General features: G+C 73.0%; 24 protein-coding genes and 2 tRNA genes. 22 read left to right on the forward strand and 4 right to left on the reverse strand.

Features of this window, described 5'->3' with window-relative positions; all coding sequences use genetic code 11:
• Positions 1 to 91 precede the first annotated feature (91 nt).
• From proB to ACIP5O_RS05675, 5 genes are all read left to right on the forward strand, one after another.
• Positions 92 to 1195 (forward strand): glutamate 5-kinase, encoded by a 1104-nt coding sequence (proB, locus tag ACIP5O_RS05655; RefSeq protein ID WP_356544834.1) that lies wholly within the window; start codon positions 92 to 94, stop codon positions 1193 to 1195.
• A gap of 210 nt (positions 1196 to 1405) precedes the next feature.
• The gene (locus ACIP5O_RS05660) at positions 1406 to 1927 is read left to right on the forward strand and encodes a hypothetical protein (RefSeq protein WP_401288962.1); all 522 of its coding nucleotides are present in this window, start codon (positions 1406 to 1408) and stop codon (positions 1925 to 1927) included.
• Between the two features lie 174 nt (positions 1928 to 2101).
• A complete protein-coding gene (locus tag ACIP5O_RS05665) occupies positions 2102 to 3385 on the forward strand; it encodes a glutamate-5-semialdehyde dehydrogenase (RefSeq protein WP_401288965.1) in 1284 nt (427 codons plus the stop codon).
• Positions 3386 to 3505: 120 nt separating this feature from the next.
• Positions 3506 to 4063: a hypothetical protein gene (locus tag ACIP5O_RS05670; RefSeq protein WP_401288967.1), complete on the forward strand. Its 558-nt coding sequence runs from the start codon at positions 3506 to 3508 to the stop codon at positions 4061 to 4063.
• A gap of 159 nt (positions 4064 to 4222) precedes the next feature.
• The gene (locus tag ACIP5O_RS05675) at positions 4223 to 5308 is read left to right on the forward strand and encodes a hypothetical protein (protein WP_401288969.1); all 1086 of its coding nucleotides are present in this window, start codon (positions 4223 to 4225) and stop codon (positions 5306 to 5308) included.
• Here the strand turns inward: ACIP5O_RS05675 and ACIP5O_RS05680 are convergent.
• Positions 5293 to 6411: a M48 family metallopeptidase gene (locus ACIP5O_RS05680; protein ID WP_401288972.1), complete on the reverse strand. Its 1119-nt coding sequence runs from the start codon at positions 6409 to 6411 to the stop codon at positions 5293 to 5295. The two genes, ACIP5O_RS05675 and ACIP5O_RS05680, sit on opposite strands and share 16 nt — an antisense overlap.
• A 128-nt stretch (positions 6412 to 6539) precedes the next feature.
• Here ACIP5O_RS05680 and ACIP5O_RS05685 point away from each other — a divergent pair, with 128 nt between their 5' ends.
• The 8 genes from ACIP5O_RS05685 to ACIP5O_RS05720 all read left to right on the forward strand — a co-directional run bounded on the left by ACIP5O_RS05685 (position 6540) and on the right by ACIP5O_RS05720 (position 11364).
• Positions 6540 to 6782 carry a hypothetical protein gene (locus ACIP5O_RS05685; RefSeq protein ID WP_401289374.1) on the forward strand — a complete coding sequence of 81 codons (243 nt, stop codon included), beginning with the start codon at positions 6540 to 6542 and terminating at the stop codon, positions 6780 to 6782.
• 83 nt (positions 6783 to 6865) lie between these two features.
• The gene (locus ACIP5O_RS05690) at positions 6866 to 7027 is read left to right on the forward strand and encodes a hypothetical protein (RefSeq protein ID WP_356544788.1); all 162 of its coding nucleotides are present in this window, start codon (positions 6866 to 6868) and stop codon (positions 7025 to 7027) included.
• 51 nt (positions 7028 to 7078) lie between these two features.
• Positions 7079 to 7699, forward strand: a complete 621-nt coding sequence (gene nadD / locus ACIP5O_RS05695) for a nicotinate-nucleotide adenylyltransferase (RefSeq protein ID WP_125656699.1) — start codon at positions 7079 to 7081, stop codon at positions 7697 to 7699.
• Positions 7700 to 7718: 19 nt separating this feature from the next.
• On the forward strand, positions 7719 to 9521 hold the full coding sequence (locus ACIP5O_RS05700; RefSeq protein WP_401288976.1) for an LCP family protein: 1803 nt from the start codon (positions 7719 to 7721) through the stop codon (positions 9519 to 9521).
• Positions 9522 to 9604: 83 nt separating this feature from the next.
• Entirely contained in the window at positions 9605 to 10072 is a 468-nt protein-coding gene (gene rsfS / locus ACIP5O_RS05705; protein ID WP_125666974.1) for a ribosome silencing factor, read from the forward strand.
• Positions 10069 to 10722 (forward strand): histidine phosphatase family protein, encoded by a 654-nt coding sequence (locus ACIP5O_RS05710; protein ID WP_401289358.1) that lies wholly within the window; start codon positions 10069 to 10071, stop codon positions 10720 to 10722. The genes rsfS and ACIP5O_RS05710 overlap by 4 nt, the downstream gene beginning before the upstream one ends.
• 105 nt (positions 10723 to 10827) lie before the next feature.
• Positions 10828 to 10900, forward strand: a tRNA-Ala gene (locus ACIP5O_RS05715).
• A gap of 230 nt (positions 10901 to 11130) precedes the next feature.
• Positions 11131 to 11364: a hypothetical protein gene (locus ACIP5O_RS05720; RefSeq protein ID WP_005317760.1), complete on the forward strand. Its 234-nt coding sequence runs from the start codon at positions 11131 to 11133 to the stop codon at positions 11362 to 11364.
• On the opposite strand, the gene ACIP5O_RS05725 is transcribed toward ACIP5O_RS05720, so the two are convergent.
• Entirely contained in the window at positions 11343 to 12674 is a 1332-nt protein-coding gene (locus ACIP5O_RS05725) for a glycosyltransferase 87 family protein (RefSeq protein WP_401288980.1), read from the reverse strand. The genes ACIP5O_RS05720 and ACIP5O_RS05725 overlap by 22 nt on opposite strands.
• Before the next feature lie 121 nt (positions 12675 to 12795).
• Between ACIP5O_RS05725 and ACIP5O_RS05730 the strand changes: the two genes are divergently transcribed.
• The 8 genes from ACIP5O_RS05730 to ACIP5O_RS05765 all read left to right on the forward strand — a co-directional run bounded on the left by ACIP5O_RS05730 (position 12796) and on the right by ACIP5O_RS05765 (position 23778).
• A tRNA-Ala gene (locus ACIP5O_RS05730) sits at positions 12796 to 12868 on the forward strand.
• A gap of 287 nt (positions 12869 to 13155) precedes the next feature.
• Positions 13156 to 16026, forward strand: coding sequence for a leucine--tRNA ligase (gene leuS, locus ACIP5O_RS05735; RefSeq protein ID WP_401288983.1), 2871 nt, complete (start codon positions 13156 to 13158; stop codon positions 16024 to 16026).
• Between the two features lie 271 nt (positions 16027 to 16297).
• Complete coding sequence (locus tag ACIP5O_RS05740) at positions 16298 to 17023, forward strand: hypothetical protein (RefSeq protein WP_401288986.1); 726 nt, start codon at positions 16298 to 16300, stop codon at positions 17021 to 17023.
• A 101-nt stretch (positions 17024 to 17124) separates the two neighbouring features.
• Positions 17125 to 17970, forward strand: coding sequence for a DegV family protein (locus ACIP5O_RS05745; protein WP_125666969.1), 846 nt, complete (start codon positions 17125 to 17127; stop codon positions 17968 to 17970).
• 509 nt (positions 17971 to 18479) lie between these two features.
• Positions 18480 to 19205 (forward strand): helix-hairpin-helix domain-containing protein, encoded by a 726-nt coding sequence (locus ACIP5O_RS05750; RefSeq protein WP_401288989.1) that lies wholly within the window; start codon positions 18480 to 18482, stop codon positions 19203 to 19205.
• A 74-nt stretch (positions 19206 to 19279) separates the two neighbouring features.
• A complete protein-coding gene (locus ACIP5O_RS05755; protein WP_401289361.1) occupies positions 19280 to 21739 on the forward strand; it encodes a ComEC/Rec2 family competence protein in 2460 nt (819 codons plus the stop codon).
• A 122-nt stretch (positions 21740 to 21861) separates the two neighbouring features.
• Positions 21862 to 22788 (forward strand): arylamine N-acetyltransferase, encoded by a 927-nt coding sequence (locus ACIP5O_RS05760; protein ID WP_401288992.1) that lies wholly within the window; start codon positions 21862 to 21864, stop codon positions 22786 to 22788.
• Positions 22789 to 22887: 99 nt separating this feature from the next.
• Positions 22888 to 23778, forward strand: a complete 891-nt coding sequence (locus tag ACIP5O_RS05765; protein WP_401288994.1) for a YceI family protein — start codon at positions 22888 to 22890, stop codon at positions 23776 to 23778.
• A gap of 35 nt (positions 23779 to 23813) precedes the next feature.
• On the opposite strand, the gene ACIP5O_RS05770 is transcribed toward ACIP5O_RS05765, so the two are convergent.
• Complete coding sequence (locus ACIP5O_RS05770; RefSeq protein ID WP_376238569.1) at positions 23814 to 24074, reverse strand: hypothetical protein; 261 nt, start codon at positions 24072 to 24074, stop codon at positions 23814 to 23816.
• Positions 24075 to 24113: 39 nt separating this feature from the next.
• Here ACIP5O_RS05770 and holA point away from each other — a divergent pair, with 39 nt between their 5' ends.
• Complete coding sequence (gene holA / locus ACIP5O_RS05775; protein WP_401288997.1) at positions 24114 to 25106, forward strand: DNA polymerase III subunit delta; 993 nt, start codon at positions 24114 to 24116, stop codon at positions 25104 to 25106.
• 367 nt (positions 25107 to 25473) lie between these two features.
• Here the strand turns inward: holA and rpsT are convergent, their stop codons facing one another.
• Positions 25474 to 25740: a 30S ribosomal protein S20 gene (gene rpsT, locus ACIP5O_RS05780; protein WP_188270270.1), complete on the reverse strand. Its 267-nt coding sequence runs from the start codon at positions 25738 to 25740 to the stop codon at positions 25474 to 25476.
• Positions 25741 to 25756: the final 16 nt, after the last annotated feature.

The following is a 25756-nucleotide window of genomic DNA, read 5'->3' on the forward strand; positions in this document are numbered from 1 at the left end:
GGTCAGGAACGGCCGAGTGAGGACGACGCAGGTGACGACGCAGGTGACGGGTCAGACGGACGGGTCGAGGCAGTACGTGTCGAGGCAGTACGTGACGGAGGCCCGCAGGATCGTCGTCAAGGTCGGCTCCTCCTCCCTCACCACCGCCTCCGGAGGCCTCGACGCCGACCGGGTCGACGCCCTGGTCGACGTGCTCGCCAAGGTCCGCAGCGGCGGAGAGAAGGAGATCGTCCTCGTCTCCTCCGGCGCCATCGCCGCGGGCCTCGCCCCGCTGGGCCTCACCCGCCGCCCCAAGGACCTCGCCCGCCAGCAGGCCGCCGCCAGCGTCGGCCAGGGCCTGCTCGTGGCCCGCTACACCGCCTCCTTCGCCCGCTACGGCGTCCGCGTCGGCCAGGTCCTCCTCACCACCGACGACACCAGCCGGCGCGCCCACTACCGCAACGCGTACCGGACCCTCGACCAGCTCCTCACCATGGGCGCGCTGCCCGTCGTCAACGAGAACGACACCGTCGCCACCGACGAGATCCGCTTCGGCGACAACGACCGGCTCGCCGCCCTCGTCGCCCACCTCGTCCGCGCCGACCTGCTCGTGCTGCTCTCCGACGTCGACGGGCTCTACGACGGCGACCCGTCCAAGCCCGGCACGTCGAGGATCGCCGAGGTCACCGGCCCCGAGGACATCGCCCACGTCGAGATCGGCTCGGCCGGCAAGGCGGGCGTCGGCACCGGCGGCATGGTCACCAAGGTCGAGGCGGCCCGGATCGCCGCCGCCGCCGGCATCCCCGTCGTCCTCACCTCCGCGAGCCGCGCCGCCGACGCCCTCGCCGGCCGGGACACCGGCACGTACTTCCACCGCACCGGCCGCCGCTCCGCCGACCGGCTCCTCTGGCTCGCCCACGCCTCCACCCCGCAGGGCTCCCTCACCCTCGACGACGGGGCCGTCCGGGCCGTCGTCGAGGGCAAGAAGTCCCTGCTCGCGGCCGGTCTCGCGGGCGTCGAGGGCGACTTCGTGGCCGGTGACCCGGTCGAGCTGCGCGACACCACGGGTCGGGCCGTCGCCCGCGGCCTCGTCAACTTCGACGCCAAGGAGATCCCCCGGATGCTCGGCCGCTCCACCCCCGAACTCGCCAGGGAACTGGGCCCCGAGTACGAGCGCGAGATCGTCCACCGCGACGACCTCGTCGTCATCGGCTGAACGCGTCGCCGGCCGAACGCGTCGCCGGCCGTGGAGTGCGGACCGTACGCCATGCGGCGAACGCCGTCCGCCGAAACGGCTGAAACTGCGGCCATCCGGAAGGGACGTTCACCAAAACCGCCCCAAGCGCCGCCTCGGACTGGTCAACTTTGTCTCGGGGGACGAGCAAGGCGGGGTACAGCACCACACGCATCACACAGGAGGCCGCCGGTGAGACGAGCGCGCCCAGGGGCGCCGCCCCGTGGGACTGCCGAACGCGCCCTGACCAGTGTCGAGGCCGGAGCCGACTTCGACGAGGCACGGGACAGGTCCACGGACAGGAAGACCGAGACCACCACCGACACACGCGAGGCACGCGAGACACGCGGGGCACGCGCCGAGGAACGGCCCGTGTCCAAGCTCTGGCACATCACGCTCAGCGTGTCGGGCGTGGAGTCGCCGCTGAAGGAGGTGCGCCGGGGGCTCGAACAGCTGGCCCACGACCATCCCTTCCTGCTGACCAGCCGCTACGCCAACGACCACGCCGAGATCCGGTACTGGGAGGAGGCCCGCGACCTGCACGACGCGGCGGCCGTCGCCCTGCGCCTGTGGGGCGAGCACCGGCAGACCGCCAAGCTGCCGCCCTGGGAGATCGTGGGCCTGGAGGTCATCGACCGCGAGACCTACCACCAGCGGATCGCGGAGGGCTACGGCCCGCCGCCCGCCGCCCCGGTCGGCGTCCACCCCTACTGAGGGGCGGAACCCCCCCCACGGGGGCGCCCGGGGCGTGTCCGGGGCACGCTCCGGACCGGTTCGGAGGTCCGCTCCGGGGCACGTCCGGGGTCCGTCCCGGGGCGTGTCCAGGGATACGTCTCGGAGTGCGGGATACGTGAGGGATGTCCGCAGGGGTGCCAGTACCCTGCGGGCATGACCTCGCTCACGCCCCTCGACAACCTCTCCCCGGTCACCCGGGCCGCCTACCGGGCCCGTGGCGCCGCCGCCGAAATCGCGCCACTCCCGCGCGCGGCCAAGGACGAGGCCCTCCTCGCGATCGCGGACGCCCTCGAAGTGCGCACCGCCGAGATCGTCGAGGCCAACGCCGTGGACATCGCCAAGGCCCGGGAAGCCGGGACCAGCGAGGCCATCGTCGACCGGCTCACCCTCACCCCGGAGCGCGTCCGGGCCATCGCCGCCGACGTCCGCGACGTCGCCGCGCTGCCCGACCCCGTCGGCGAGGTCGTCCGCGGTTCGACCCTCCCCAACGGCATCGACCTGCGCCAGGTCCGCGTCCCCCTCGGCGTCGTCGGCATCATCTACGAGGCCCGCCCGAACGTCACCGTCGACGCCGCCGCCCTCTGCCTCAAGTCCGGCAACGCCGTCCTCCTCCGCGGCTCCTCCTCCGCGTACGCCTCCAACAACGCCCTGGTGACCGTCCTGCGCGACGCCGTCGGGGGCGCCGGCCTGCCCGCCGACGCCATCCAGCTCGTCCCCGGCGAGTCCCGCGAGTCGGTCCGCGAGCTGATGCGCGCCCGCGGCCTCGTCGACGTCCTCATCCCGCGCGGCGGCGCCTCCCTGATCAAGACCGTCGTCGAGGAGTCCACCGTCCCGGTCATCGAGACCGGCACCGGCAACTGCCACGTCTACGTCGACGCCGAGACCGACCTCGACATGGCCGTGGACGTCCTGATCAACTCCAAGGCCCACCGGGTCAGCGTCTGCAACGCCGCCGAGACCCTCCTCGTCCACCGGGACGTCGCCGAGGCCTTCCTGCCCCGGGCCCTCGACGCCCTCGCCGAGGCCGGCGTCACCGTCCACGCCGACGAGCGGACCCTCGCCCTCGCCGAGGGCACCAAGGCCACCGTCGTCCCGGCCACCACGGAGGACTGGGAGACCGAGTACCTCTCGTACGACATCGCCGCCGCCGTCGTCGACTCCCTCGACAAGGCCGTGGAGCACATCCGGACGTGGTCCTCCGGCCACACCGAGGCGATCGTCACCACCTCGCAGGCCGCGGCCCGCCGCTTCACCCAACTGGTCGACTCCACCACGGTCACCGTGAACGCTTCCACCCGGTTCACGGACGGCGGCCAGTTCGGCTTCGGCGCCGAGATCGGCATCTCCACCCAGAAGCTGCACGCCAGGGGCCCCATGGGCCTTCCCGAGCTGACCTCGACCAAGTACATCGTCACCGGCGACGGTCACGTGCGGTAACGCCCCCTTGCGGTCCTTTCCGTACAGGGCGGGTTTCCGCCCCGTACGGACTTTCGGTACGGGCGGGGAGGGTTCGCGCTCTCCCTGCCCAAAACCCCCTCCCGGGTCTACTCTGAATCCGTGCCGGACGACGTGGGGGGCAGGCCGTTCCAGAACGGCGGAGACCCCGAGGACTCTGTCGACCGCGGAGGCGCTGACGAGGTCCACGCCGCCGTGGTCTTCGACGAGGAGTTCGTCCGGGCCGCCCCCGTGCACGAGCCGACCGCGGTCGAGCGGCTCCTCGCCGCCGCCCAGGCCCGCGCCGAGGCCGAGGCGGCCCGCGCCCGCGCGGGCGGCGGACCGGCCGACGACCCCTACGGGGACGGCCACGACCCGCTGGGCCTCACCTACGAACCCGACGACGTCGGCGACGACGACAGCCCCTACGGCCCCCACGGCGGCGCCCTGCGCCCCTACCGGGGCAGCGCCCGCTGGCACCGGCCCGTCGCCTGGGTCCTCGCCCTCGTCATGGGGGTCGGCATGGTCGCCCTCGCCTTCAGCGCCGTCTACCGGGGCGCCTCCGCCAACCGCCAGGACCAGATCCCGCCGCCGGCCACCACCGGGGTCGACGCGCCGACCCCGAACCCGGCCCCGCCCGCGGCCCACGCCCCCGCCGCACGCTCCGCGTCCCCCGGATAGCCCACCGGCTCCCCCGGACCCGCAGCGGGCCCGGACAGGGCCCGGGGCGCGACCGTGCGGGGCCCCCGCCCCGCCCCGCCCGCTCCGATGGCGGAATTCTTCGGAACTTGTCGTGTACCTGGGCGTTTACCGAAGCCCCCGCAGACCTACCCTGAAGGTATGGCAGGGCGTGGCGACCCGCCTGAGGGGACGCCCGAGGGGTTCCCCGGCGGTGGTGAGGACGAGTACCGATCCGTCGTCTTCGACGAGGCGTTCGTCCGTGCTGCCCGCCTCCAGGAGTTCTCCGCCAGGGAACGGATGGGCGAGCACGCCCAGGCCGTCCGCAGCCTCCCCTCCGGGACGGCCCGGAGCGGTTCCCACCAGGCCGTCCTGCTCGTCCTGCTCGTCCTCCTCGCTTTCGGCACCGCCGTCTACCTGGGCGTCCGCAACCCGTACCAGCCCCCCGTCGACCAGCGCGCCGAACCCCTGCGGACCACCGTGGTCCGGCTCGCCCCCCGGACCCCCGTCCCCGGCGGCGAACCCGCGCGGCTCTTCGCCCGCAGCCCGGCCGCCGAGTACCGCGTCGGGGCCGCCGGCATCAACCTGCCGGTCACCGGGCGCACCCTCCACTTCGCCGAGAGCCAGGTCGTCGCCGCCCTCGGCATCGCCAGGGAGTACCTGGTGGCCTCCTCCCTGAACCCCGACGTCCTCACCGGGGCCACCGTGCGGCCCCCGCGCCTGCTGCTCGACCCCGACCAGCACGAACAGTTCGACCGGAGCATGGAGTCGCCCGCCGACGACGGCCGGCACGCCCCCGCCGCCTGGCTCGTCCGCTTCGACTCCCGGGAGGTCGCCCTCGCGGTCCCCGCCGTCCGGGTGCAGGGCACCCTCCGCTTCGAGGAGACCGGGCCCGACACCCTGGACGTCACGGCGGACCACACGTACACCTACGCCCTCCGCCCGGTCGCGCGGGGCGCCGGGCCGGTCGCCGCGGCGTCCCTCTTCACCGTCCATCGCACGGTGCACTTCCGCTTCGACCGCGAGGACCTGCGGGCGCACCGCACCGAGCTCCTGAGCAGCACCTCGGAGGCCGGACCGCAGGCCTGCGACACGGACACCACGGGCTCCCTGAAGCCGCTCCTGGCGGGAGCGCGGGCCCCCGGGGCGGACGGCGGCCCGGCGGTCACCGACCCGTACGCCACCGACCGGCCCGCCGCCCCCTCGCTGTGCGGAGCCCTGTCGCCGAAGGCTCAGCCCTCGTTCTGACCGCTCCCGGCGTCGCCCCGGGCGTCGTCGCCCCCGGCCGACGGCTTGCCGCCGTCCGCCTTCGGGGCAGCCGAGCCGCCGAACCGGTCGCGCAGCCGGCCGCCCAGGTCGCCCGCCAGGTCACCGGCGCCGCCGGCTATGTCCCCGACCAGCTTGAACAGCGGATCCTTGCTGTTCCGCACGGTCTCGGCGTAGTGCCCGGCCGACTCGCGGAAGGAGTCCGAGACCGAGGCGTCCTTGTCCTCCGAGCGCTTCGGGTAGTGCCCGTCCATGATCCGCTGGAAGTCGCGGCTCTCCGACCACTTCTTCAGCTCCGCCGCCCGGACGGCGGTGAAGGGGTGCGAGCGCGGCAGCACGTTGAGGATCTTCAGGACCGAGTCCCGCAGGTCCCCGGCCTTCTCGTACTCGTCGGCCTGGGCGAGGAACGCGTCCACGTTCATCTCGTGCAGGTGGTTGCCGCCGGCGATCTTCATCAGACCGCGCATCGAGGCCCGCACGTCCTGCCCGACGAGCAGCCCGGCCCGGTCGGCGGAGAGCTCCGACTTACGGAACCACTCGCGCAGCGCCGTCACGATGGCCGTGATCGCGACCGTCCCCAGCGGGATCCAGGCGATCTTGAGCGCCAGGTTGGTGAGGAACAGCAGGACCGTGCGGTACACGGCGTGCCCGGAGAGGGCGTGCCCGACCTCGTGGCCGACGACCGCCCGCATCTCCTCCTCGTCGAGGAGCTCCACCAGACCGGTGGTGAGCACGATGATCGGCTCGTCCAGACCGATGCACATCGCGTTGGGCTTCGGGTCCTGCGTCACGTACATCGGCGGGACCTTCTCCAGGTCCAGGATGTAACAGGCGTCCCGCAGCATGTCGTTGAGGTGACTGAACTGCGCGTCGCTCACCCGGACGGAGTCCGAGAGGTAGAGGAGCCGCAGACTGCGCTCCGGCAGCAGTCCGCTGAGCGCCTTGAAGGCCGTGTCGAAGCCGCTGAGCTTGCGCAGCGCCACCAGCGCCGAGCGGTCGGCCGGGTGCTCGTAGGCCCGCGAGGAGATGCCCGGGAACCGCTTCCGCTGCCTGCTCGGCGCGCTCCCGTGGTCGTTCTCGGTCATGGATGCCCCCTGTTCGTACGAGTCGGTGCTCGTCCCCCTGACTGCACCCAGCCTAGGCGGTGGCGCTACCGTGTGGCGGGGCCTGTGGATAACTCGGGCACCGAGGACGACCGAAGGGCACGACCGACATGCCGGACACCGCCGCCACCGTTTCCGCCCTGCTCGCCGCCCCCGCGGGCCAGGGGCTCGGCGACACGCTCCGGATCGTGCTGCTCGTCTCGCTCGTGGGCGGAGTCCTGCTCGCCTGGTTCCTGCTGCGCGGCTACCGCACGGACGACACCGGGCGCACGGACGACACCGGGCGCACCGACGACACCGAGGGGGCGGACGGCGGCACGGACCGCAACACGGAGCGCGACGCGAACGCCTGAGTCGGCGTGAGCGCCTCCGGACGGCCCGCATACGATGTGCGCGAAGTCTCCGCTCCCATCCCCGATCGATAGGTCTGCCGAAGATGAGCCTCCACAGCGCCGCCGCCAACCTGGTCACCCTCGCCGAGGGCGCCGAGCACGGCGGCAACCACGAAAGCCTCAGCCCCTACCTCACCGGCTTCGGTGCCTTCGGTGCCCTGCTTCTGCTGCTGTGGATCACCACCCGCTTCAACCGCGACCGCTGAACCGACACCGCTGAACCGGCGGCCGCCGCCGTGCCAGTAGGCTCTGCACGCATGGGAGAGCAGGAAGTGCCTACTGGCGGGCGCGGCAAGCGCCGACTGGGCGTGATGGGCGGAACCTTCGACCCGATCCACCACGGACACCTGGTGGCGGCCAGCGAGGTCGCCGCCCTGTTCCACCTCGACGAGGTGGTGTTCGTGCCGACCGGGCAGCCGTGGCAGAAGAGCGACAAGGCCGTGTCCGCGCCCGAGGACCGCTACCTGATGACGGTCATCGCCACGGCGTCCAATCCGCAGTTCTCGGTCAGCCGGATCGACATCGACCGCGGCGGCGCGACCTACACCATCGACACCCTGCGGGACCTGCGCTCCCTCAACAGCGACTCCGACCTCTTCTTCATCACCGGGGCCGACGCGCTGTCGCAGATCCTCACCTGGCGCGACGCGGAGGAACTCTTCTCGCTCGCCCACTTCATCGGCGTCACCCGCCCGGGCCACGACCTCACCGACGACGGCCTGCCCAAGGGCGGGGTCTCGCTCGTCGAGATCCCCGCGCTCGCCATCTCCTCCACCGACTGCCGGGCGAGGGTCGCGCAGGGCGATCCCGTCTGGTACCTGGTCCCGGACGGCGTGGTGCGCTACATCGACAAGCGCCAGTTGTACCGCGGCCAGTGAGCTTCGGGGAGGGGCACCGGTGAACGACCAGCAGCACCCGTACGATCCGTACCGTCCGCAGCCGCAGATCATCGGCTACGACGAGTACGGGCAGCCGGTGTACCAGCAGCCGCAGGCGCAGCAGCAGCCCGCGCAGCACTACGACCCGTACGGCGGTCAGCAACAGCAACAGCCGTCGCAACCGCAGCAGGCGTACGGGTACGACCCCTACGCCCAGCAGCAGCCGCCGCAGACACAGCAGCCGCAGCAGCCTTCGTACGACCCTTACGGGCAGCAGGGCTACGCCTATCCCTCGTACGACTACGACTACGACTACGAGACCGGGCGGCAGTGGGCGGCCCAGCCCCAGGCCCAGCCGCAGGCCCAGTCGCAGGCACACCCCCCGGCCCAGGCGCAGCCGCAGGCCCGGCCCGAGGCCGTCCGGCCGGTCCCCGAGGCCCCGGCCGCGCCCGTCGCCGCCCCGCCCGGCGTCCCCGGCCAGCGGCCCGCCCCCGAGCGGCCCGCCCCCGGCCGGCCTGCCTCCGGGCGCCCCGCCCCGTCCCGTACGGACGACGACGACCGCGAGTACCGCACCGAGCAGTTCTCGTTCATCGAGGAGCCCGACGAGGACTCCGAGGACGTCATCGACTGGCTCAAGTTCACCGAGAGCCGTTCGGAGCGGCGCGAGGAGGCCAGGCGGCGGGGCCGCAACCGGATCGTCGCGCTCGTCGTCGTCCTCGTGCTGGCCGCCGTCGGCGGCGTCGGCTACCTGTGGTCCGCCGGCCTGCTCCCCGGCACCTCCGCCCCGGAGCAGAAGGGGACCACCGCCACTGGCCCCCAGAAGCGCGACACCATCGTGGTCCACCTCCACGACACCACGAACGGCGGAACCTCCACCGCCCTGCTCGTGGAGAACGCGACCACCCGCCAGGGCACCACGGTCCTGCTCCCCAACTCCGTCGTCGTCGCCGACGCCGAGGGCTCCGCGACCACCCTCGGCAAGTCGGTCGAGGACGACGGCTCCAGCGGCACCCGGGAGGCGATCGGCAACCTCCTCGGCACGGAGATCACCGGCACCTGGCGCCTGGACACCCCGTACCTGGAGAACCTCGTCGAGGTCGTCAGCGGCATCGAGACCGACACCGACACCGACGTGCCCGCTCCCAAGAACGGCGCCGAGCCGCTCGTCAGGAAGGGCGAGAAGCAGACGCTGAACGGCCGGGCCGCCGTCGCCTACGCCACCTACCGGGCCCCCGGCGAGGACGACGCCAAGCAGCTCCAGCGCTTCGGCCAGGTCCTGTACGGGGTGCTGCGGAAGATCTCCGACGACCCCGCGTCCGCCACGGTCACCGTCGAGACCCTCCAGCAGATCCTCGACCCCTCGCTCCCGGAGAAGGACCTCGGCGCCTCCCTGGCCAAGCTCGCCGAGCACGCCAAGCTCGGCGCCTACAAGACGGCCCTGCTCCCCGTGGAGGAGGACGGCGCGCTGACCGACGGCGCGAGCGACAGCGTCGTGAAGGACATCCTCGGCGGCAAGGTCACCGCCCCCGAGGCGGACGGGATCACCCGCGTCTCGCTGCGGGACGGCTCCGGCAAGAACGCCACCGAGGCGGCCCGGATCGTGCTGGCCAACGGCGGCTACGCCATCGTGGGCGCCACCGGGGCACCGGACCGGGAGAAGTCGCAGGTCCTCTACGGCGACGACGCCCAGAAGGCGGCGGCCGCCGAGGTGGCCAAGACGCTGGGCCTGCCGGACGGCTCGGTCCGCAAGGGCGAGACCGCGGGAGCGGCCGCGGTCACCGTCGTCCTGGGCCGGGACTACAAGGTTTCCGGGGCTCCCTAGCGGCGCTCCGGAAAAGCCAGACGGCGCCGTCGGCGGTCCGTGAGACCCTGGAGGGGTACTGGACCGCCGACGAAAGCCTGCCTGTGACCGCCACGGACCGTTCCATCGAGCTCGTCAAGACCGCCGCCCAGGCGGCCGCCGACCGGCTCGCGCACGACATCATCGCGTACGACGTCAGCGACGTGCTGTCGATCACCGACGCCTTCCTGCTCGCCTCCGCGCCCAACGACCGCCAGGTCAAGTCGATCGTCGACGAGATCGAGGAGCGGCTGCTCAAGGAGCTCGGCGCCAAGCCGGTCCGCCGCGAGGGCGACCGCGACGCGCGCTGGATCCTGCTCGACTACGTCGACATCGTCGTCCACGTCCAGCACAGCGAGGAGCGGGTCTTCTACGCCCTGGAGCGGCTGTGGAAGGACTGCCCCGAGCTGGAGCTGCCCGAGGACGCCGCGAAGACCCGCGGCAAGGCCGCCGAGCACGCCGCCCTGACCGGTGTCGACACCACCGGCCACGCCTCCGGCCTCCCCGACGGACCGGACGGTGAGCTGAGCTGAGCGCCACCAGGGGCGGCACCGGCCGCCGCATCGTCCTCTGGCGCCACGGCCAGACCTCCTGGAACCTGGAGCGCCGCTTCCAGGGCTCGACCGACATCGACCTGACGGAGACCGGCGTCGCCCAGGCGCGCCGGGCCGCACGGCTGCTCGCCGCGCTCCAGCCGGACGCCATCGTGGCCTCCGACCTGAAGCGGGCGGCGGCCACCGCCGCCGAGCTCGCCGCGCTCACCGGCCACGACGTCGCCCACGACGCCGCGCTGCGCGAGACGTACGCGGGGGAGTGGCAGGGGCTGACCCACGACGAGATCGTGGCGCGGTACGGCGAGCAGTACGCCGCGTGGAAGCGCGGCGAGCCCGTGCGCCGGGGCGGCGGCGAGCTGGAGACCGAGGTGGCCGACCGGGCCGCCCCCGTGGTCCTGGAGCACGCCGACAAGCTCCCGGAGGACGGCACGCTCGTCGTGGTCAGCCACGGCGGCACCATCCGCACCACCATCGGCCGGCTCCTGGGCCTGGAGTCCCGGCACTGGGAGAGCCTGGGCGGGCTCTCGAACTGCTGCTGGTCCGTCCTGGGCGAGGGCGTGCGCGGCTGGCGCCTGATGGAGCACAACGCCGGCACGCTGCCCGAGCCGGTCCTCGGCGACGACGACTGAGCCCCGCCGGGCCCCGCGGCGGGCCCGCCGGACCTGGATTTCACTTTCCGGCAGGTCACAGGCTAGAGTTCTTCTTGTTCGCAGCGCGGAGCGCGAAGAACACGAGGGGCTATAGCTCAGTTGGTAGAGCGCCTGCATGGCATGCAGGAGGTCAGGAGTTCAATTCTCCTTAGCTCCACAGTCACCGAATCCCGTCCCCACCAGGGGGCGGGATTCGTCGTTTCGTCACGTTGTGCCGAGTACGCCGGCCCCCTTGCGGGGCCATGGCAGAATCGGACGGCCGGAGGGGGACAGGATCCGGACGGGAGGGTGGCCCAAGTGCTCGGCGACAACGGCAGGGTGTCCTGTCGGTGCACGACCAGGTGCACGACGGGGCGCACGATCCGCGGCCACAGCTGGAGCTGACTGATGGGTGCACACAGGCGGAAGTGCGACTGGTGCGGCAGCGGCACGCCCATCGTGCGCGACATGGACCCCGTCAACCCCGAGTTCCAGTACTGGTGCGAGGAGTGCGCGCGGGCGCTGATCATAAAAGGCGACCCGATCGAGACCTACCGCGAGCTGGAGGGGGAGCCGATCTACGGCCGGCTCCTCGACGAGCACTGCACCCTCAAGCGGTTCTACTCCTTCGCCACGGCCTGACGCTCGCGCTCCGGCGCGGCCTGACGCTCTTGTTCCGGTACGGCCTCCAGGAGCGGCCCCGCGGTTGTCGTACCGGCCTCCGTCCCGTGGCCGGCGCCCGCCCCGCGTGCCCGTCGCCGCGTCAGCACGTACCCCGCGAGCAGCGCCGTCGCCGTCAGCGGATAGACGGCGGAGAGCAGCATCTGACCCGCGTTCTGGTCCAGTTCGGGGCGGCCCGGGTCGTGCGGGACCCACCACAGCGCGAACGACGCGAACACCAGGGCCACCGCCCCCGTCACCCGCCACGCGTGCGTGGCCCGGTCCGCGAGCAGGATCAGCAGCGGCACGCACCAGACCCAGTGGTGGGACCACGAGATCGGGCTGATCATCAGCGCCGTGAACGCGCAGACGACCACCGCCACGGCCCTGTCGCCGCGCAGCGCGGCCCGTACCGCCACCACCATCGCCGCGCCGCCCAGGAGGGCCGCCGCCACCGCCCACCACGCGCCCGGGTCGTCGGTGTGCATCAGCCGGGCCAGGACGCCGCGGATCGACTGGTTGGCGGTCTCCTCGGCGAAGCCGACCCGGCCCGTCTCGAACAGCGTCTCCGTCCAGAACCTCTTCGAGTCCGCGGGCAGCGCCGCCACCACGGCCAGCGTCGTCCCGAGGAACACCCCGGTCGCCGTCGCCGCCGTGCGCAGCCACTGGTTCCAGGAGCGGTCCCGGCGCCACAGCAGCACGCCCGCGACGAGCAGCAGGACCACGAAGAGCCCCGGTGTGAGTTTCACCGCGGTCGCCAGGCCGATGCCGAGGCCCGCCCAGCGGCTGCCCTCGCGGCGCGTGAGGTCCCAGAGCACCGCCACCGCCATGAGCAGGTTGATCTGGCCGTACCGCAGGGTCGTCCACACCGGCTCGCACCAGACCGCGACCGCGGCGACCCAGAGCGTCGTGCGCCACAGGTCCGCGCGCGACAGCGACGGACGGACCAGCCGGACCGACAGCAGGACCAGGGCGACCACCAGCAGCAGGTTCCCGCCGGTGGCGAGCGTCCGCATCAGCGGAACGCCCACCAGGGTCAGCGGCACGAACAGCAGGGCCGCGAACGGCGGGTACGTCATGCCGAGGTTCGCCGAGGTGGCGCGCATCGCGTACAGGTCGCCGCCGGCCCGGACCGTCTCGCCCTCGGCCCGGTAGACCATGACGTCGAGCATGTTCACGTGGGCGAGGCGTTGCGCCACCCAGAAGGCCGCGAACGAGAGCAGGCAGACGGCCGCGGCGGTGGCCAGGGGCCAGGGCCGGGCGCGGGTTTTCGAGAGCACGGAGACGGACACAGTCGGCGACCCTACCCGGCGGTCCCGAACGGCTCCGGGAATCGATTTGGAGATCTGCCGGGGAGCCGGTTAATGTTCTGTCTGTCGCCGCGAGGGAAACCGGAGCGGAGACGGAAAGCAAGGGGCTATAGCTCAGTTGGTAGAGCGCCTGCATGGCATGCAGGAGGTCAGGAGTTCAATTCTCCTTAGCTCCACAGAAACTCCACGGAAGCCGTGGAGGGGAAAGCGGGTCACCCAGATCGGGTGGCCCGCTTTCTCGTGTCCCGGTCCCCGGAACGCCGGTGCGGCCCGTGCGGCCGCTGCGGTACCCTGGCGCCATGCGTGCCGTACGCCTCCTGCTTACCGAGCCGCGCTGACCAGTCCCGACGGGTGACAGACATTCCGTCGGAGTCGGCGCGGCATCCCCTCCTGTGCGAGGGGATTTTTCATTTCGGGCAGTCAGTGGCCGTGGGCAGAGACGATCGATGGAGCTTCAAGGACCATGACCGAGATCAATACGGCCGCCGAGACGGCGGCCCCGCATCGCTATACGGCGGCCATGGCCGCCGACATCGAGGCACGCTGGCAGGACTTCTGGGACGCCGAGGGCACGTACGAGGCCCCGAACCCCACCGGTGACCTGGCGGGCGACCCCGCGGTCGCCGCCCGGCCCAAGAAGTTCATCATGGACATGTTCCCGTACCCCTCGGGCGCGGGACTGCACGTCGGCCACCCGCTGGGCTACATCGCGACGGACGTCTTCGCCCGCCACGCGCGCATGACCGGCCACAACGTGCTGCACACCCTGGGCTTCGACGCCTTCGGCCTGCCGGCCGAGCAGTACGCCGTGCAGACGGGCACGCACCCGCGCGTGTCCACCGAGGCCAACATGGAGAACATGAAGGTCCAGCTGCGCCGGCTGGGCCTGGGCCACGACAAGCGCCGGTCGTTCGCCACGATCGACCCGGAGTACTACAAGTGGACCCAGTGGATCTTCCTGCAGATCTTCAACTCCTGGTACGACGACGAGGCGAAGAAGGCCCGCCCGATCGCCGAACTGGTCGAGCGGTTCGAGAACGGCACGCGTGAGATCCCCGGCACCACGCGCGCGTGGAGCGAGCTGAGCGCCACCGAGCGCGCCGACGTCCTGGGCGAGTACCGCCTGGCGTACGCCTCCGACGCGCCCGTCAACTGGTGTCCCGGCCTGGGCACCGTCCTGGCCAACGAGGAGGTCACCGCCGACGGACGCTCCGAGCGCGGCAACTTCCCCGTCTTCAAGTCCAAGCTGCGCCAGTGGAACATGCGGATCACCGCCTACGCGGACCGCCTGCTGGACGACCTGGACGCGCTGGACTGGCCCGAGGCCATCAAGCTGCAGCAGCGGAACTGGATCGGCCGCTCCGAAGGCGCCCGCGTCGACTTCCAGGTCGGCGAGGCCGGCGCCATCACCGTCTTCACCACCCGCCAGGACACCCTGTTCGGCGCCACCTACATGGTCCTGGCCCCCGAGCACGACCTGGTCGAGAAGATCGTCCCGGCCGCCTGGCCCGAAGGCACCCACGACGTGTGGACCGGCGGCCACGCCACCCCCGCCGAGGCCGTCGACGCCTACCGCAAGCAGGCCGCCTCCAAGTCCGACGTGGAGCGCCAGGCCGAGGCCAAGGACAAGACCGGCGTCTTCACCGGCGCGTACGCGACCAACCCGGTCAGCGGCGAGCGGGTCCCGGTCTTCATCGCCGACTACGTCCTGATGGGCTACGGCACCGGCGCCATCATGGCCGTCCCCGCGCACGACAGCCGCGACTTCGCCTTCGCGCGCGCCTTCGAGCTGCCGATGCGCTGCGTCGTCCAGCCCTCGGACGACCGCGGCACCGACCCCTCCACCTGGGACGACGCCTTCGCCTCCTACGAGGCCGAACTGGTCAACTCCGCCAACGACGAGATCTCCCTGGACGGCCTGGGCGTCGTCGACGCCAAGGCGAGGATCACCACCTGGCTGGCCGACCGCGGCATCGGCGAGGGCACCGTCAACTTCCGGCTGCGCGACTGGCTGTTCAGCCGCCAGCGGTACTGGGGCGAGCCCTTCCCGATCGTCTACGACGAGGACGGCGTCGCCCACTCCCTGCCCGAGTCGATGCTGCCCCTGGAGCTGCCCGAGGTCGAGGACTACTCGCCGCGCACCTTCGACCCGGACGACGCGGACACCCGCCCGGAGACCCCGCTGTCCCGCAACGAGGACTGGGTGAACGTCACCCTGGACCTGGGCGACGGCCCCAAGAAGTACCGCCGCGAGACCAACACCATGCCCAACTGGGCCGGTTCCTGCTGGTACGAGCTGCGCTACCTGGACCCGCACAACTCCGAGAAGCTGGTCGACCCGGCCGTCGAGCAGTACTGGATGGGCCCCCGCGAGGGCATGCCGACCGGCGGCGTCGACCTGTACGTCGGCGGCGCCGAGCACGCCGTGCTGCACCTGCTGTACGCGCGCTTCTGGTCCAAGGTCCTGTTCGACCTGGGGCACGTCTCCTCGGCCGAGCCCTTCCACAAGCTGTACAACCAGGGCATGATCCAGGCCTTCGTCTACCGGGACGCGCGCGGGATCGCCGTACCGGCGGCCGAGGTCGAGGAGCGCGACGGCGGCTTCTGGTACCAGGGCGAGAAGGTCTCCCGCGTCCTGGGCAAGATGGGCAAGTCCCTGAAGAACGCCGTGACGCCGGACGAGATCTGCGCCGAGTACGGCGCCGACACCCTGCGCCTGTACGAGATGGCGATGGGCCCGCTGGACGTGTCGCGCCCCTGGGACACGCGCGCGGTGGTCGGCCAGTACCGCCTGCTGCAGCGCCTGTGGCGCAACATCGTCGACGAGTCGACCGGCCAGGTCACCGTCGTCGACGCCGCGCCCGACGAGGACACGCTGCGCGCCCTGCACAAGGCGATCGACGGCGTCGCGCAGGACATGGCCGCGATGCGCTTCAACACCGCCATCGCCAAGATCACCGAGCTGAACAACCACCTGACCAAGTCCGGCGGCGCGGTCTCCCGCACGGTCGCCGAGCAGCTGGTCCTGCTGGTCGCCCCGCTGGCGCCGCACATCGCCGAGGAACTGTGGCGCCGACTGGGCCACACCGAGTCGGTCGTCCACCAGGACTTCCCGGTCGCCGACCCGGCGTACGTCGTCGACGAGACCGTGACCTGCGTCGTGCAGATCAAGGGCAAGGTCAAGGCCCGCCTGGAGGTCTCCCCGTCGATCACGGACGCGGACCTGGAGACGCTGGCGCTGGCCGACCCGCACGTGGTCGCGGCGCTGGGCGGCGCCGAGATCCGCAAGGTGATCGTGCGCGCGCCGAAGCTGGTCAACATCGTCGCGGGCTGACGCGTAGGTCCGGTGGGCCGGTCTGCCGGATCGGCCCGACGGATCGGTCCGCCGGATCGGTCTGCCGGACCGGCCCGACGGATCGGCCCGACGGATCGGCTCGCCGGACCGGCCCGACGGACCGGTGGCGCGCGGGTGGTGACCGGCCGCGCCTAGGGATTTCCCCTACGGGCAGGTTGGGGGTTCCGATGGAACCCTCGGCCTGCCCGTTCCGTTTACCGTGGAGGAACCACAACCGTGTGGTGAGTCGACCGATGCCGGAGGGGCACCCATGGAAGTCGTGATCCTCATCCTGGCGCTGCTCTTCTGCGCCTTCGTGGCGCTCGGGGTGTACGCCACCGTGAAGGTGACCAAGGCCGCCAAGCGCGGTGTCGACCGCACCCTGGGCCAGGCCCGGCGCACGGTCGAGGACACCACCCTGCGGGCCAAGAGCTTCGGCCAGGCCGGAGCCGCGGGCGAGCTGGCCCGACTGCGGCTCTCGCTGCGCACCTCGATGCGCGCCACGCAGGAGGCGCTGCAGGCCGGCGTCGGCCAGGACGCCTCGCTGAAGGAGTCGCTCGACCTGTTCCACCGGCTCAGCGCGCACGGCCTCGAACTCGACGCCGACCTCAAGAGCCTGGAGCGGGAGCCCGACCGGGCATGGGTGGCCGCACAGCTCCCCGAACTCACCGAGCGGACCGAGCGGATCACGAACTCGGCCGACGCGCTGCGCCGCGCCGCCCGGGACCGGGCCCTGCGGTTCGCCGAGGACGACCTGTCGACGCTCAGCGCCCAGATCGACGTCGAGGCCGGGGCCCTGCGCCACTGGACCGACCCGGAGCCCGCCCCGGGCGCCACCACCGCCGGCACGGAGGAGCGGGGACGCCCCGCCGGGACCACCGGCCGGACGGCGGACAGCGGGGAGGGCACGAGCGGACCGTCCGCCATCACGGCACCCGACCCCCGGCTGACCGCGTACCCCTGGGAGAAGACGGCCCGCCCGGAGACCACCACCTGACGGCACGGCCGACCGCCGGGGACCGGGACACCCGCCGACGCCCGGTGATCCGGTGGGGGCCGGGCTGCCGTGCGGCGGTTCCGACGGGTAACCTCCCGGTCATGTCCCGGCATGTCGCGATCGTCACCGATTCCACGGCCTACCTGCCACGCCAGACGAGGGAGCGGCACGCCGTCACCACGGTCCCGCTGACCGTCGTCATCGGCGACCGCGCCCTCCAGGAGGGCACGGAGATCTCGGCCGAGGCCCTCGCCCAGGCGCTCCAGAAGCGGCGGTCCGTCACCACCTCCCGCCCCAGCCCCGAGGTCTTCGCCGCGACCTACCGCGAGGCCGCCGAGGCCGGCGCGCGGGGGATCGTCTCGCTCCACCTGTCCGCCGAGGTCTCCGGGACCTACGACGCGGCCGTGCTCGCCGCCAAGGACGCCCCCGTGCCCGTACGCGTGGTGGACACCCGCATGGTCGGCATGGCGCTGGGCTTCTGCGCCCTGGCGGCGGCGCAGACCGTGGAGGCCGGGGGATCGCTCGACGAGGCGGTCGCGGCGGCCGAGAAGCGCGCCGCAGGGATCTCCGCCTTCTTCTACGTCGACACCCTGGACTACCTGCGCCGGGGCGGGCGCATCGGCGCCGCGCAGGCGCTGCTGGGCTCCGCGTTCGCGGTGAAGCCCCTCCTCGAACTCGACAACGGCCGGATCGAACTCCGGGAGAAGGTGCGGACGGCCTCGAAGGCCATCGCACGCCTGGAGGAGATCGCGGTGGAACGGGCCGGCTCCGGGGCCGTCGACATCGCCGTGCACCACCTGTCCGCACCGGAGCGCGCCGCCACACTCGCGGACCGGCTCCGGGAGCGCGTCCCGGGAATCGGGGAGTTCCACGTCAGCGAGGTGGGCGCGGTCATCGGCGCCCACACGGGCCCCGGGCTCCTCGCGGTCGTCGTCTCGCCGCGCTGAGACCGCCGGGCCCGTGACGGTCGCCCGCAAGGGTGACGGAGTTTTCCACAGCGAGGCCGTTGTACACGGACCATGAGCGAGTCCGGCACGGGGGGTCCGCGCTCTCTACCGTCACGGGCATGACGCTTCGTACACGCATCGCATCGACCACCACTGCCACCGTACCGACCACTGCCGTTGCCGGGATCGCGGGCGCCGCCGGCTCCGGAGCCGTGAGGACGACCTACGGACCGACGAGCGGGCCCGGGAGGGCGGCCGGTTCGGACGGGCGCAGTCGTCCAGGAGGACGCGGTTCGCCTCCGGGGCCGGGCCGACGGCGCGCCCGGGTCGGCGGGCGGCCCACCCAGGTGCCCGGAAGTGTCGTACGGCGACGGGGGGAAGCCCTGTTCCCGACGGCCTCCCCGCCGGAGCCGTCCGCCGAGGTGACGACACCCGGGGCGGAGGAGACGCCCGAGGCGCCGGGGCGAGTTCTTTCGCCGGTCTCTTCGCCCGGGGTGCGGGAGCGGCTGATGGCGGGCGTCCGCGACCGGACACCGCTGTGGGTGCAGACCCGGTGCGGACTGGAACCGAGGACACTGGCCGCCCTGACGATGGTCCTGCTCGTCGCCGTGGGACTCGCGGGCGGTTACTTCTGGATGGGCCGGCCGGAGCCGGTGCGCGCCCCCGAGCTCGTTCGTGCCGCGCCCGCGACGGTCGCTCCCGAGGGACGGGCCGGACCGGAACCGGAGGCCCCGCAGAAGGTGGGGGTGCCCTCCACGCCGGCTGCGCCGCCCGTTCCCTCCGGTGCCAAGGTCGTCGTCGATGTCGGCGGAAAGGTGCGCAGGCCGGGGGTGCTGACCCTGCCCGCCGGTTCGCGGGTGGAGGACGCCCTCCGGGCGGCGGGCGGAGTGCGGTCCGGCGCCGATCTCACCGGAGTCAACCGGGCCCGTGTCCTGACCGACGGCGAACAGGTCCTGGTCGACGTGCCGGGGGCGCAGGCCGGCGGGCCCGGCCCCGGGAGCGGAGGGAACGCGGGAGGAGCCGGAGGGGGCGGAGCGCCGGGGGCGCCGGTGAGCCTCAACAGCGCCACGGTGGAACAGCTCGACACCCTCCCGGGCGTCGGACCGGTCCTCGCCCAGCACATCGTCGACCACCGCACGGAACACGGCGGCTTCCGCTCGGTGAGCGAACTGCGAGAGGTCAGCGGCATCGGCGAGCGACGGTTCGCCGACCTCGAACCACTGGTCCGGCCGTGAGGCGGGACGGGGAAGCGGCCACGGAGCCGGAGCCGGAGGTACGGGAGTCCACTCACACGGAAGGGCCGACCGATCTGCGACTCGTTCCCCTCGCGGCGGCGGCCTGGGCGGCAGCGGCCTGCGCGGTGGGCGTCACCGGGTGGTGGACGGTGACCGGTGTCGCGGTCTGCCTGGTGGGAGCGGTGGTCCTGCCGGTGTGGGGCGCGGTCCGGCGGCGTGGGGACTCCGAGAGAAGTCGTGGTGCGGCCGTGCCGGGCGCCGCCACCGGGCGGCGGCTGCGGGCCACCGCATGGGCCGGAGTCCTGCTGTGTGCCGCGGCCGGGGCCGCCTCGGCGGGGCTGCACGCGGCGGACCTGCGGCGCGGGCCCGTGCCGGTCCTGGCCGAGGAGTACGCGCGGGCGCGCCTCGACGTGACGGTGACCTCCGATCCACGGCTCACCCGGCCCAAAGTGCGGGGCAGCACCATGGCCCCGGTCTCGGTCGTCCTGGACGGCGAGGTGACCCGGGTCGAACGGTCGGACGGCGCGGTCCACCGGACCAGGACGCCGGTCCTGCTGATCGTGCCGCCGGGAGAGGGGCGCGAGGAGTGGCTGCGGCTCCTGCCCTCCACCCGACTGCGGACCGGCGGCCGGCTCGCGCCGCCGTCGCATCCGGGCGAACCGTTCGCGGCGGTGCTCAAGGTGGACGGATCGGGCCCGCCCCGGATCGTGGGCCCGCCGAACGCCCTGCAACGGACGGCGGGGGAGCTGCGCGCGGGGCTGCGGAGAGCGAGCGAGGGGCTCGCCCCCGACGCGCGGGCCCTGCTGCCCGGCCTGGTCGTCGGGGACACCTCCCGGATCGGACCCGAGCTGAGGGACGCCTTCGAAGCCACCGATCTCACGCACTTGCTGGCTGTATCAGGGAGCAACCTCACCATCGTGCTGCTTCTGCTGATCGGGCGTCCCGGGCGGGCGCACCAGGCGGAGCGGGGTGGGCTCGCGCCCCGGCTGGGGCTGTCGCTGCGGGTCACCGCGGTGGCCGGGGGAGGGCTGACGCTCGCCTTCGTGATCGTCTGCCGGCCCGACCCGAGCGTGCTGCGGGCCGCCGCCTGCGGTCTCGTCGCGCTGCTCGCGATCGGCACGGGGCGCAGGAGGTCGCTGATCCCCGCGCTGGCCGCCGCCGTTCTCGTCCTGGTCCTCTACGACCCCTGGCTCGCGCGGAGTTACGGGTTCCTGCTCTCGGTCCTGGCCACCGGGGCGCTGCTGACGATCGCTCCCCGCTGGAGTGAGGGGCTGCGTCGGCGCGGGGTGCCCGGCCGGTTGGCGGAGGCGCTGGCCGCGGCCCTGGCGGCGCAGGCGGTGTGCGCCCCGGTCGTGGCGGTCTTCGCGGCTCGGGTGAGTCTGGTCGCGATCCCGGCGAACCTCTTCGCCGAACTCGCCGTGGCGCCCGCGACGGTGTGCGGGTTCGGCGCGCTGGCCCTGGCGGCGCTCTGGATGCCGGCGGCCGAGGGCCTGGCGTGGGTGGCGGGGTGGCCGGTCGGATGGATCGCGTGGGTGGCCCGTGCCGGGAGCGCGTTGCCGGGGGCGGAGCTGGCCTGGCCCGGCGGGTGGTGGGGCGGGCTGGCCCTCGCGCTGCTCACCGCGACCGTGGTCCTCGGGGCGCGCAGACTGCCGTACCGGGGCGTGGTCGGCGTCCTCGTGGCCGGGCTGCTCCTGCTCGCCGTGGTGCGGCCGGTACCGCTGTCCCGGTGGGCCACCGGATGGCCGCCGCCGGACTGGGTGTTCGCGATGTGCCAGGTGGGGCAGGGGGACGCGACCGTGCTCGCGGCGGGCGGGGACTCCGCCGTCGTGGTGGACGCGGGCCCCGACCCCGTACCGGTGGACCGCTGCCTGCGCGAACTCGGGGTGAGACGGGTGCCGTTGCTGGTGCTCACCCACTTCCACGCGGACCACGTGGCCGGGCTCCCGGGAGTGTTGCGGGGGCGGTCGGTGGGGGTGATCCAGACGACGGGACTCGAAGAGCCGCCCGCTCAGGCCGCGTTCGTACGGCGGGCGGCGGCTGCGGCCCGGGTGCCGCTGATCCGTGCTGAACCGGGGGAGGCGCGGAGGATCGGGGTCCTGGAGTGGCGGGTGCTCTGGCCGTGGTCGGCGGCCGGGCGGACCCCGGGGGCCGGGGTCCCCTTCGAGGGGCCCAACGACGCCAGCGTCACGCTGCTCGTCCGTGCCGCCGGAGGGCTCAGTCTGCTGCTCCTCGGGGACCTGGAGCCACCGGCGCAACGGGCGCTGTTGCGGGTCCATCCCGGGCTCGCGCCGGTGGACGTCCTCAAGGTCGCCCACCACGGGTCCGCGCACCAGGACCCGGCGTTGATGCGGGTCGTACGGCCGAGGCTCGCGCTGGTCTCCGCGGGCCGGGACAACCCGTACGGGCATCCCTCGCCCCGGACCCTCGAGGCGCTGCGGGACGGCGGGGCGCGGGTGCTGCGGACCGATCGAGACGGGGCGATCGCGGTGGTGGGGGCGGGGAGGGGGCTCGTGGCCGTGCCGAAGGGAGGGTGAACGGCCGTCCCGGGAGCGGGGATCGATGCTCGGTGGGGTGGGGTGGGGTGGGGTGGGGTGGGGTGGGGGAGGGGAGGGGGGAAGGGGGTGGGGCCCCCACCCCGGCCCGGCAGACTGTCCGTATGGCCACACAACCGACCCCCGCCGCCCTGCCCGAACCCCCGGCGTCGCAGGGTTCCGCCGCCCGGTCCGTGCCCTTCGTTCCCGCTCCGTCCGAGGTCGGGGCCTATCTGCGGCGGATCGGGGCGGAGCGGCCGGTGCGTGCGGATGCCGCCGGGTTGCGCGAGCTGCACCTGCTCCACCTGCGGGCCGTGCCCTTCGAGAACCTCTCGATCCACCTCGGCGAGCCCGTGGTCCTGGAGGAGAAGGCGCTCCTCGGCAAGGTGGTCGGCGCGCGCAGGGGCGGTTTCTGCTACGAGGTCAACACGGCGTTCGCCGTTCTGCTGAGGGGGCTCGGGTACGGGGTCGAGCTGCTCCAGGCGCGGGTCTTCGGGGAGGGCGGGAAGCTCGGCATCCCGTACGACCACATGGCGTTGCGCGTGGAGACGGTGGAGGGGGAACGGTGGCTGGCCGACGTCGGGTTCGGCGACCACAGTCACTTTCCGCTGGTCTTCGACGCGCGCGACGACCAGGAGGACCCCGGGGGCGTCTTCCGGATCGTGGAGACCGCCGACGGCGACCTGGACGTGCTGCGGGACGGGAAGTCCCAGTACCGGATGGAGATCCGGCCGCGCGAGCTCGCCGACTTCGCGGCCGGGGCCTGGTACCACCGGACCTCGCCCGACTCGCACTTCCCGCGCTCCCTCGTCTGCTCCCGGCTCACCGAGGAGGGCCGGATCACCCTCAGCGGCACGAAGCTGATCACCCGGACCCACGGCGGGCGTGACGAGCGGGTCCTCGGCGGGGACGACGAGGTGCGGGAGGCGTACCGGGAACTGTTCGGCATCGAGCTCGACGCGCTGCCCGTCGTGTCACCACCCGCTGCCCAACCGCCCGTCGTGTCGCCGCCCTCCGTAAGGGAAGGGAACGTCAATTCGGACTCTCGGTAACACTTAGTGACACTTGCTCCGGTTTGCCTCGAACGCCTCAAGGGTGATCGAATGCGACTTCGTTGCACAGTGAACGAGTCGCACGGGGGTGCGTGAAGAATGTTCGATCGTCTCTTCGGGAAGCGCGGAGGGAACGCCGCGCGGGGTGGACCGCTCGCCGGTCTCACCGTCCCGTCCTCGGCGGGAGTCCTGAGCTGCCGGGTGCTCGATCCCGTGCACGAGCCCCTCCGGCAGGCCGAGTTCGTCGTCAGCGACGCCGCCGGGCGCAAGGTGCTGGCCGGGGAGACCGACCCGTACGGCACCGCGCTCGCGACCGTGCCGGCCGGCGAGTACCGGCTCGCGGTCACCGCCGAGGGGTACACGCCGCACCGCGGCACCGCCCTCGTCGCCGAGGGCGTCCACACCGGCCTCGGTGACGTCATGCTCCAGGTCGCCCCGCAGCCCCCGCTCCCGGAGCCGGGCGACTGGGAGATCGACCCGGCGCACTCCCAGATCGGGTTCACGGCCCGCCACATCGGACTGGCCCGGATCCACGGCCGGTTCAACGGCTTCGCGGGCGCGGTCCGGATCGCCGACCGCATGGAGCGCTCCGTGATGCACGTCGTCATCGACGCGGCGTCCATCGACACCGGGGTGCGGATGCGCGACGACCACCTGCGTTCGGGCGACTTCCTCGACGTCGGGAAGTACCCGACGCTGGAGTTCTACAGCGAGCGCTTCACCCACCGGGGCGGCAGCCGCTGGGCCGTCACCGGGGCGCTCACCCTCCACGGGGTGAGTCGCACGGTGACCCTCGACGCCCGGTACCTGGGCCTCGGGAACGGTCTGGAGGGCGAGACCCGGTGCGCCTGCCGCGCCACCACCGAACTCCACCGCGAGGACTTCACCCTCACCTGGCAGACGCTGCTCGCGCGCGGCATCGCGGCCGTCGGGTCCAGCATCAGCATCGACCTCGACGTCCAGATCGTGCCCAAGACGTCAGGAAGCTGACGGGGGACGAAGCGAGCCGAGGGGAGACGGGAGCGTCAGGGGGCCTCCAGCCAGCCCTCGTACTCGGCGGCGAGCCCGTCGAGGGCCGCCGGGTCGAGCCGGCCGTCCGGGTCCTCGACGACCACCAGCCACTGCGCGTCCTCGGCGTCGTCCTCCCCGGCCAGGGCGTCCCGTACGAGCTGCGGCTCCTCGGCGACGCCGAAGCGGTCGGGAAGCTCCCCGGCGACCTCCTCGGCGGCGTCGCGGTCGGGGAGCACCAGTACGTGTCGTTCACTCACCCCGCCATTCTCGGGCATGGGCAGGACTGTCGGTGGCCCGTGGGATGCTGGACGGCGATGGCCACCAGAAAGACTTCCCCCGACGACCTCCTCGGCCCCGTGACGCTCGCCGTGGGGCAGGAGGACCTGCTCCTCGACCGCGCCGTCCAGGAGGTGGTGGCGGCCGCCCGCGCCGCCGACGCCGACACGGACGTGCGCGACCTCGCCCCCGACCAGCTCCAGCCCGGGGCGCTCGTGGAGCTCACCAGCCCCTCGCTCTTCGCCGAGCGCAAGGTCCTGATCGTGCGGAACGCGCAGGACCTCTCCGCCGAGGCGGTCAAGGACGTCAAGGCCTACTTCGGCGACCCGGTCGAGGACATCTCCCTCGTCCTGCTCCACGCGGGCGGCGCCAAGGGCAAGGGACTGCTCGACGCCGCGCGCAAGGCGGGGGCGCGGGAGGTGGCCTGCCCGAAGACGACCAAGCCGGCGGAGCGGCTGACGTTCGTGCGGCAGGAGTTCCGGGCGCTCGGGCGCTCGGCCACGCCGGAGGCCTGCCAGGCCCTGGTCGACTCGATCGGCAGCGACCTGCGGGAGCTCGCGTCCGCCGTCGCGCAGCTGACCTCCGACGTGGACGGGACGATCGACGAGGCGATCGTCGGGCGGTACTACACGGGCCGCGCCGAGGCCTCCTCCTTCAACGTCGCCGACCGCGCCGTCGAGGGACGGGCGGCCGAGGCCCTGGAGGCCCTGCGCTGGTCGCTCTCGACCGGGGTCGCGCCCGTGCTCATCACCAGTGCGCTCGCCCAGGGCGTGCGGGCCATCGGCAAGCTCTCCTCGGCTCGGGGCGGCCGCCCGGCCGACCTCGCGCGGGAGCTGGGCATGCCGCCCTGGAAGATCGACCGCGTACGGCAGCAGATGCGCGGCTGGACTCCGGACGGGGTCGCGCTGGCCCTGCGCGCGGTCGCCGAGGCGGACGCGGGCGTGAAGGGCGGGGGCGACGACCCCGAGTACGCCCTGGAGAAGGCGGTCGTCGCGGTGGCCCGGGCGGCGAGGATGCGCCGGGGCGACTGACCGGCGCCCGGTGCGGGACGGACGCCCCCGTCGGGCGGCGCCCTCCCGCGCGGCGGAGAACCCCGTACGTCGAAGGCAGCCCCGTACGTCGAAGGCAGCCCCGTACGCCGGGGGCAGCCCCGTACGCCGGAGACAGCGCCATACGCCGGGGACAGCCCCGCACGTCGAAAGCAGCCCGCACACCAAAGGCAGCCCCGCACGCCGAAGGCCCCGTCGCCTCCTGGGGAAGGAGGCGGCGGGGCCCTCGACGTTCAAGCAAGTGGGCTCGCACCCGCGTGGCGAACGCGTCCGCGCGCGAGTCCGGGGTGGCCGGGCGGGAGCGGGAGAGAGGGCCCGCTGGGTCCCGTGCGGCCGGTCACATCAGAGCTCAGCCCTGGAGGGAGGCAACCTTGGTGGCCAGCGCCGACTTCTTGTTGGCGGCGGCGTTCTTGTGGATGACACCCTTCGAGACAGCCTTGTCGAGCTGACGCGAGGCGGCACGAGTGGCGACGGTGGCCTTCTCGAGGTCGCCGGCGGCGACAGCCTCACGGGCCTTGCGGATCGCGGTCTTGAGCGAGGACTTGACGGCCTTGTTGCGCAGGCGCGCCTTCTCGTTCGTCTTGTTCCGCTTGATCTGGGACTTGATGTTCGCCACGAAAAGAGCCTTTACA

The sequence above is a fragment of the Streptomyces sp. NPDC088915 genome (assembly GCF_044749825.1).
Lineage (GTDB): Bacteria > Actinomycetota > Actinomycetes > Streptomycetales > Streptomycetaceae > Streptomyces.

Bases quoted from the DNA above. Each gene is read 5' to 3' on its own strand.
- ACIP5O_RS05740 (WP_401288986.1), top strand. From the start codon at position 16,298: ATGGAAGTCGTGATCCTCATCCTGGCGCTGCTCTTCTGCGCCTTCGTG.
- ACIP5O_RS05680 (WP_401288972.1), bottom strand. From the start codon at position 6,411: ATGACCGAGAACGACCACGGGAGCGCGCCGAGCAGGCAGCGGAAGCGG.
- ACIP5O_RS05745 (WP_125666969.1), top strand. From the start codon at position 17,125: ATGTCCCGGCATGTCGCGATCGTCACCGATTCCACGGCCTACCTGCCA.
- ACIP5O_RS05665 (WP_401288965.1), top strand. From the start codon at position 2,102: ATGACCTCGCTCACGCCCCTCGACAACCTCTCCCCGGTCACCCGGGCC.
- leuS (WP_401288983.1), top strand. From the start codon at position 13,156: ATGACCGAGATCAATACGGCCGCCGAGACGGCGGCCCCGCATCGCTAT.
- ACIP5O_RS05760 (WP_401288992.1), top strand. From the start codon at position 21,862: ATGGCCACACAACCGACCCCCGCCGCCCTGCCCGAACCCCCGGCGTCG.
- ACIP5O_RS05690 (WP_356544788.1), top strand. From the start codon at position 6,866: ATGAGCCTCCACAGCGCCGCCGCCAACCTGGTCACCCTCGCCGAGGGC.
- ACIP5O_RS05675 (WP_401288969.1), top strand. From the start codon at position 4,223: ATGGCAGGGCGTGGCGACCCGCCTGAGGGGACGCCCGAGGGGTTCCCC.
- ACIP5O_RS05770 (WP_376238569.1), bottom strand. From the start codon at position 24,074: ATGCCCGAGAATGGCGGGGTGAGTGAACGACACGTACTGGTGCTCCCC.
- ACIP5O_RS05720 (WP_005317760.1), top strand. From the start codon at position 11,131: ATGGGTGCACACAGGCGGAAGTGCGACTGGTGCGGCAGCGGCACGCCC.
- ACIP5O_RS05685 (WP_401289374.1), top strand. From the start codon at position 6,540: ATGCCGGACACCGCCGCCACCGTTTCCGCCCTGCTCGCCGCCCCCGCG.
- nadD (WP_125656699.1), top strand. From the start codon at position 7,079: ATGGGAGAGCAGGAAGTGCCTACTGGCGGGCGCGGCAAGCGCCGACTG.
- ACIP5O_RS05750 (WP_401288989.1), top strand. From the start codon at position 18,480: ATGGCGGGCGTCCGCGACCGGACACCGCTGTGGGTGCAGACCCGGTGC.
- holA (WP_401288997.1), top strand. From the start codon at position 24,114: ATGGCCACCAGAAAGACTTCCCCCGACGACCTCCTCGGCCCCGTGACG.
- ACIP5O_RS05765 (WP_401288994.1), top strand. From the start codon at position 22,888: ATGTTCGATCGTCTCTTCGGGAAGCGCGGAGGGAACGCCGCGCGGGGT.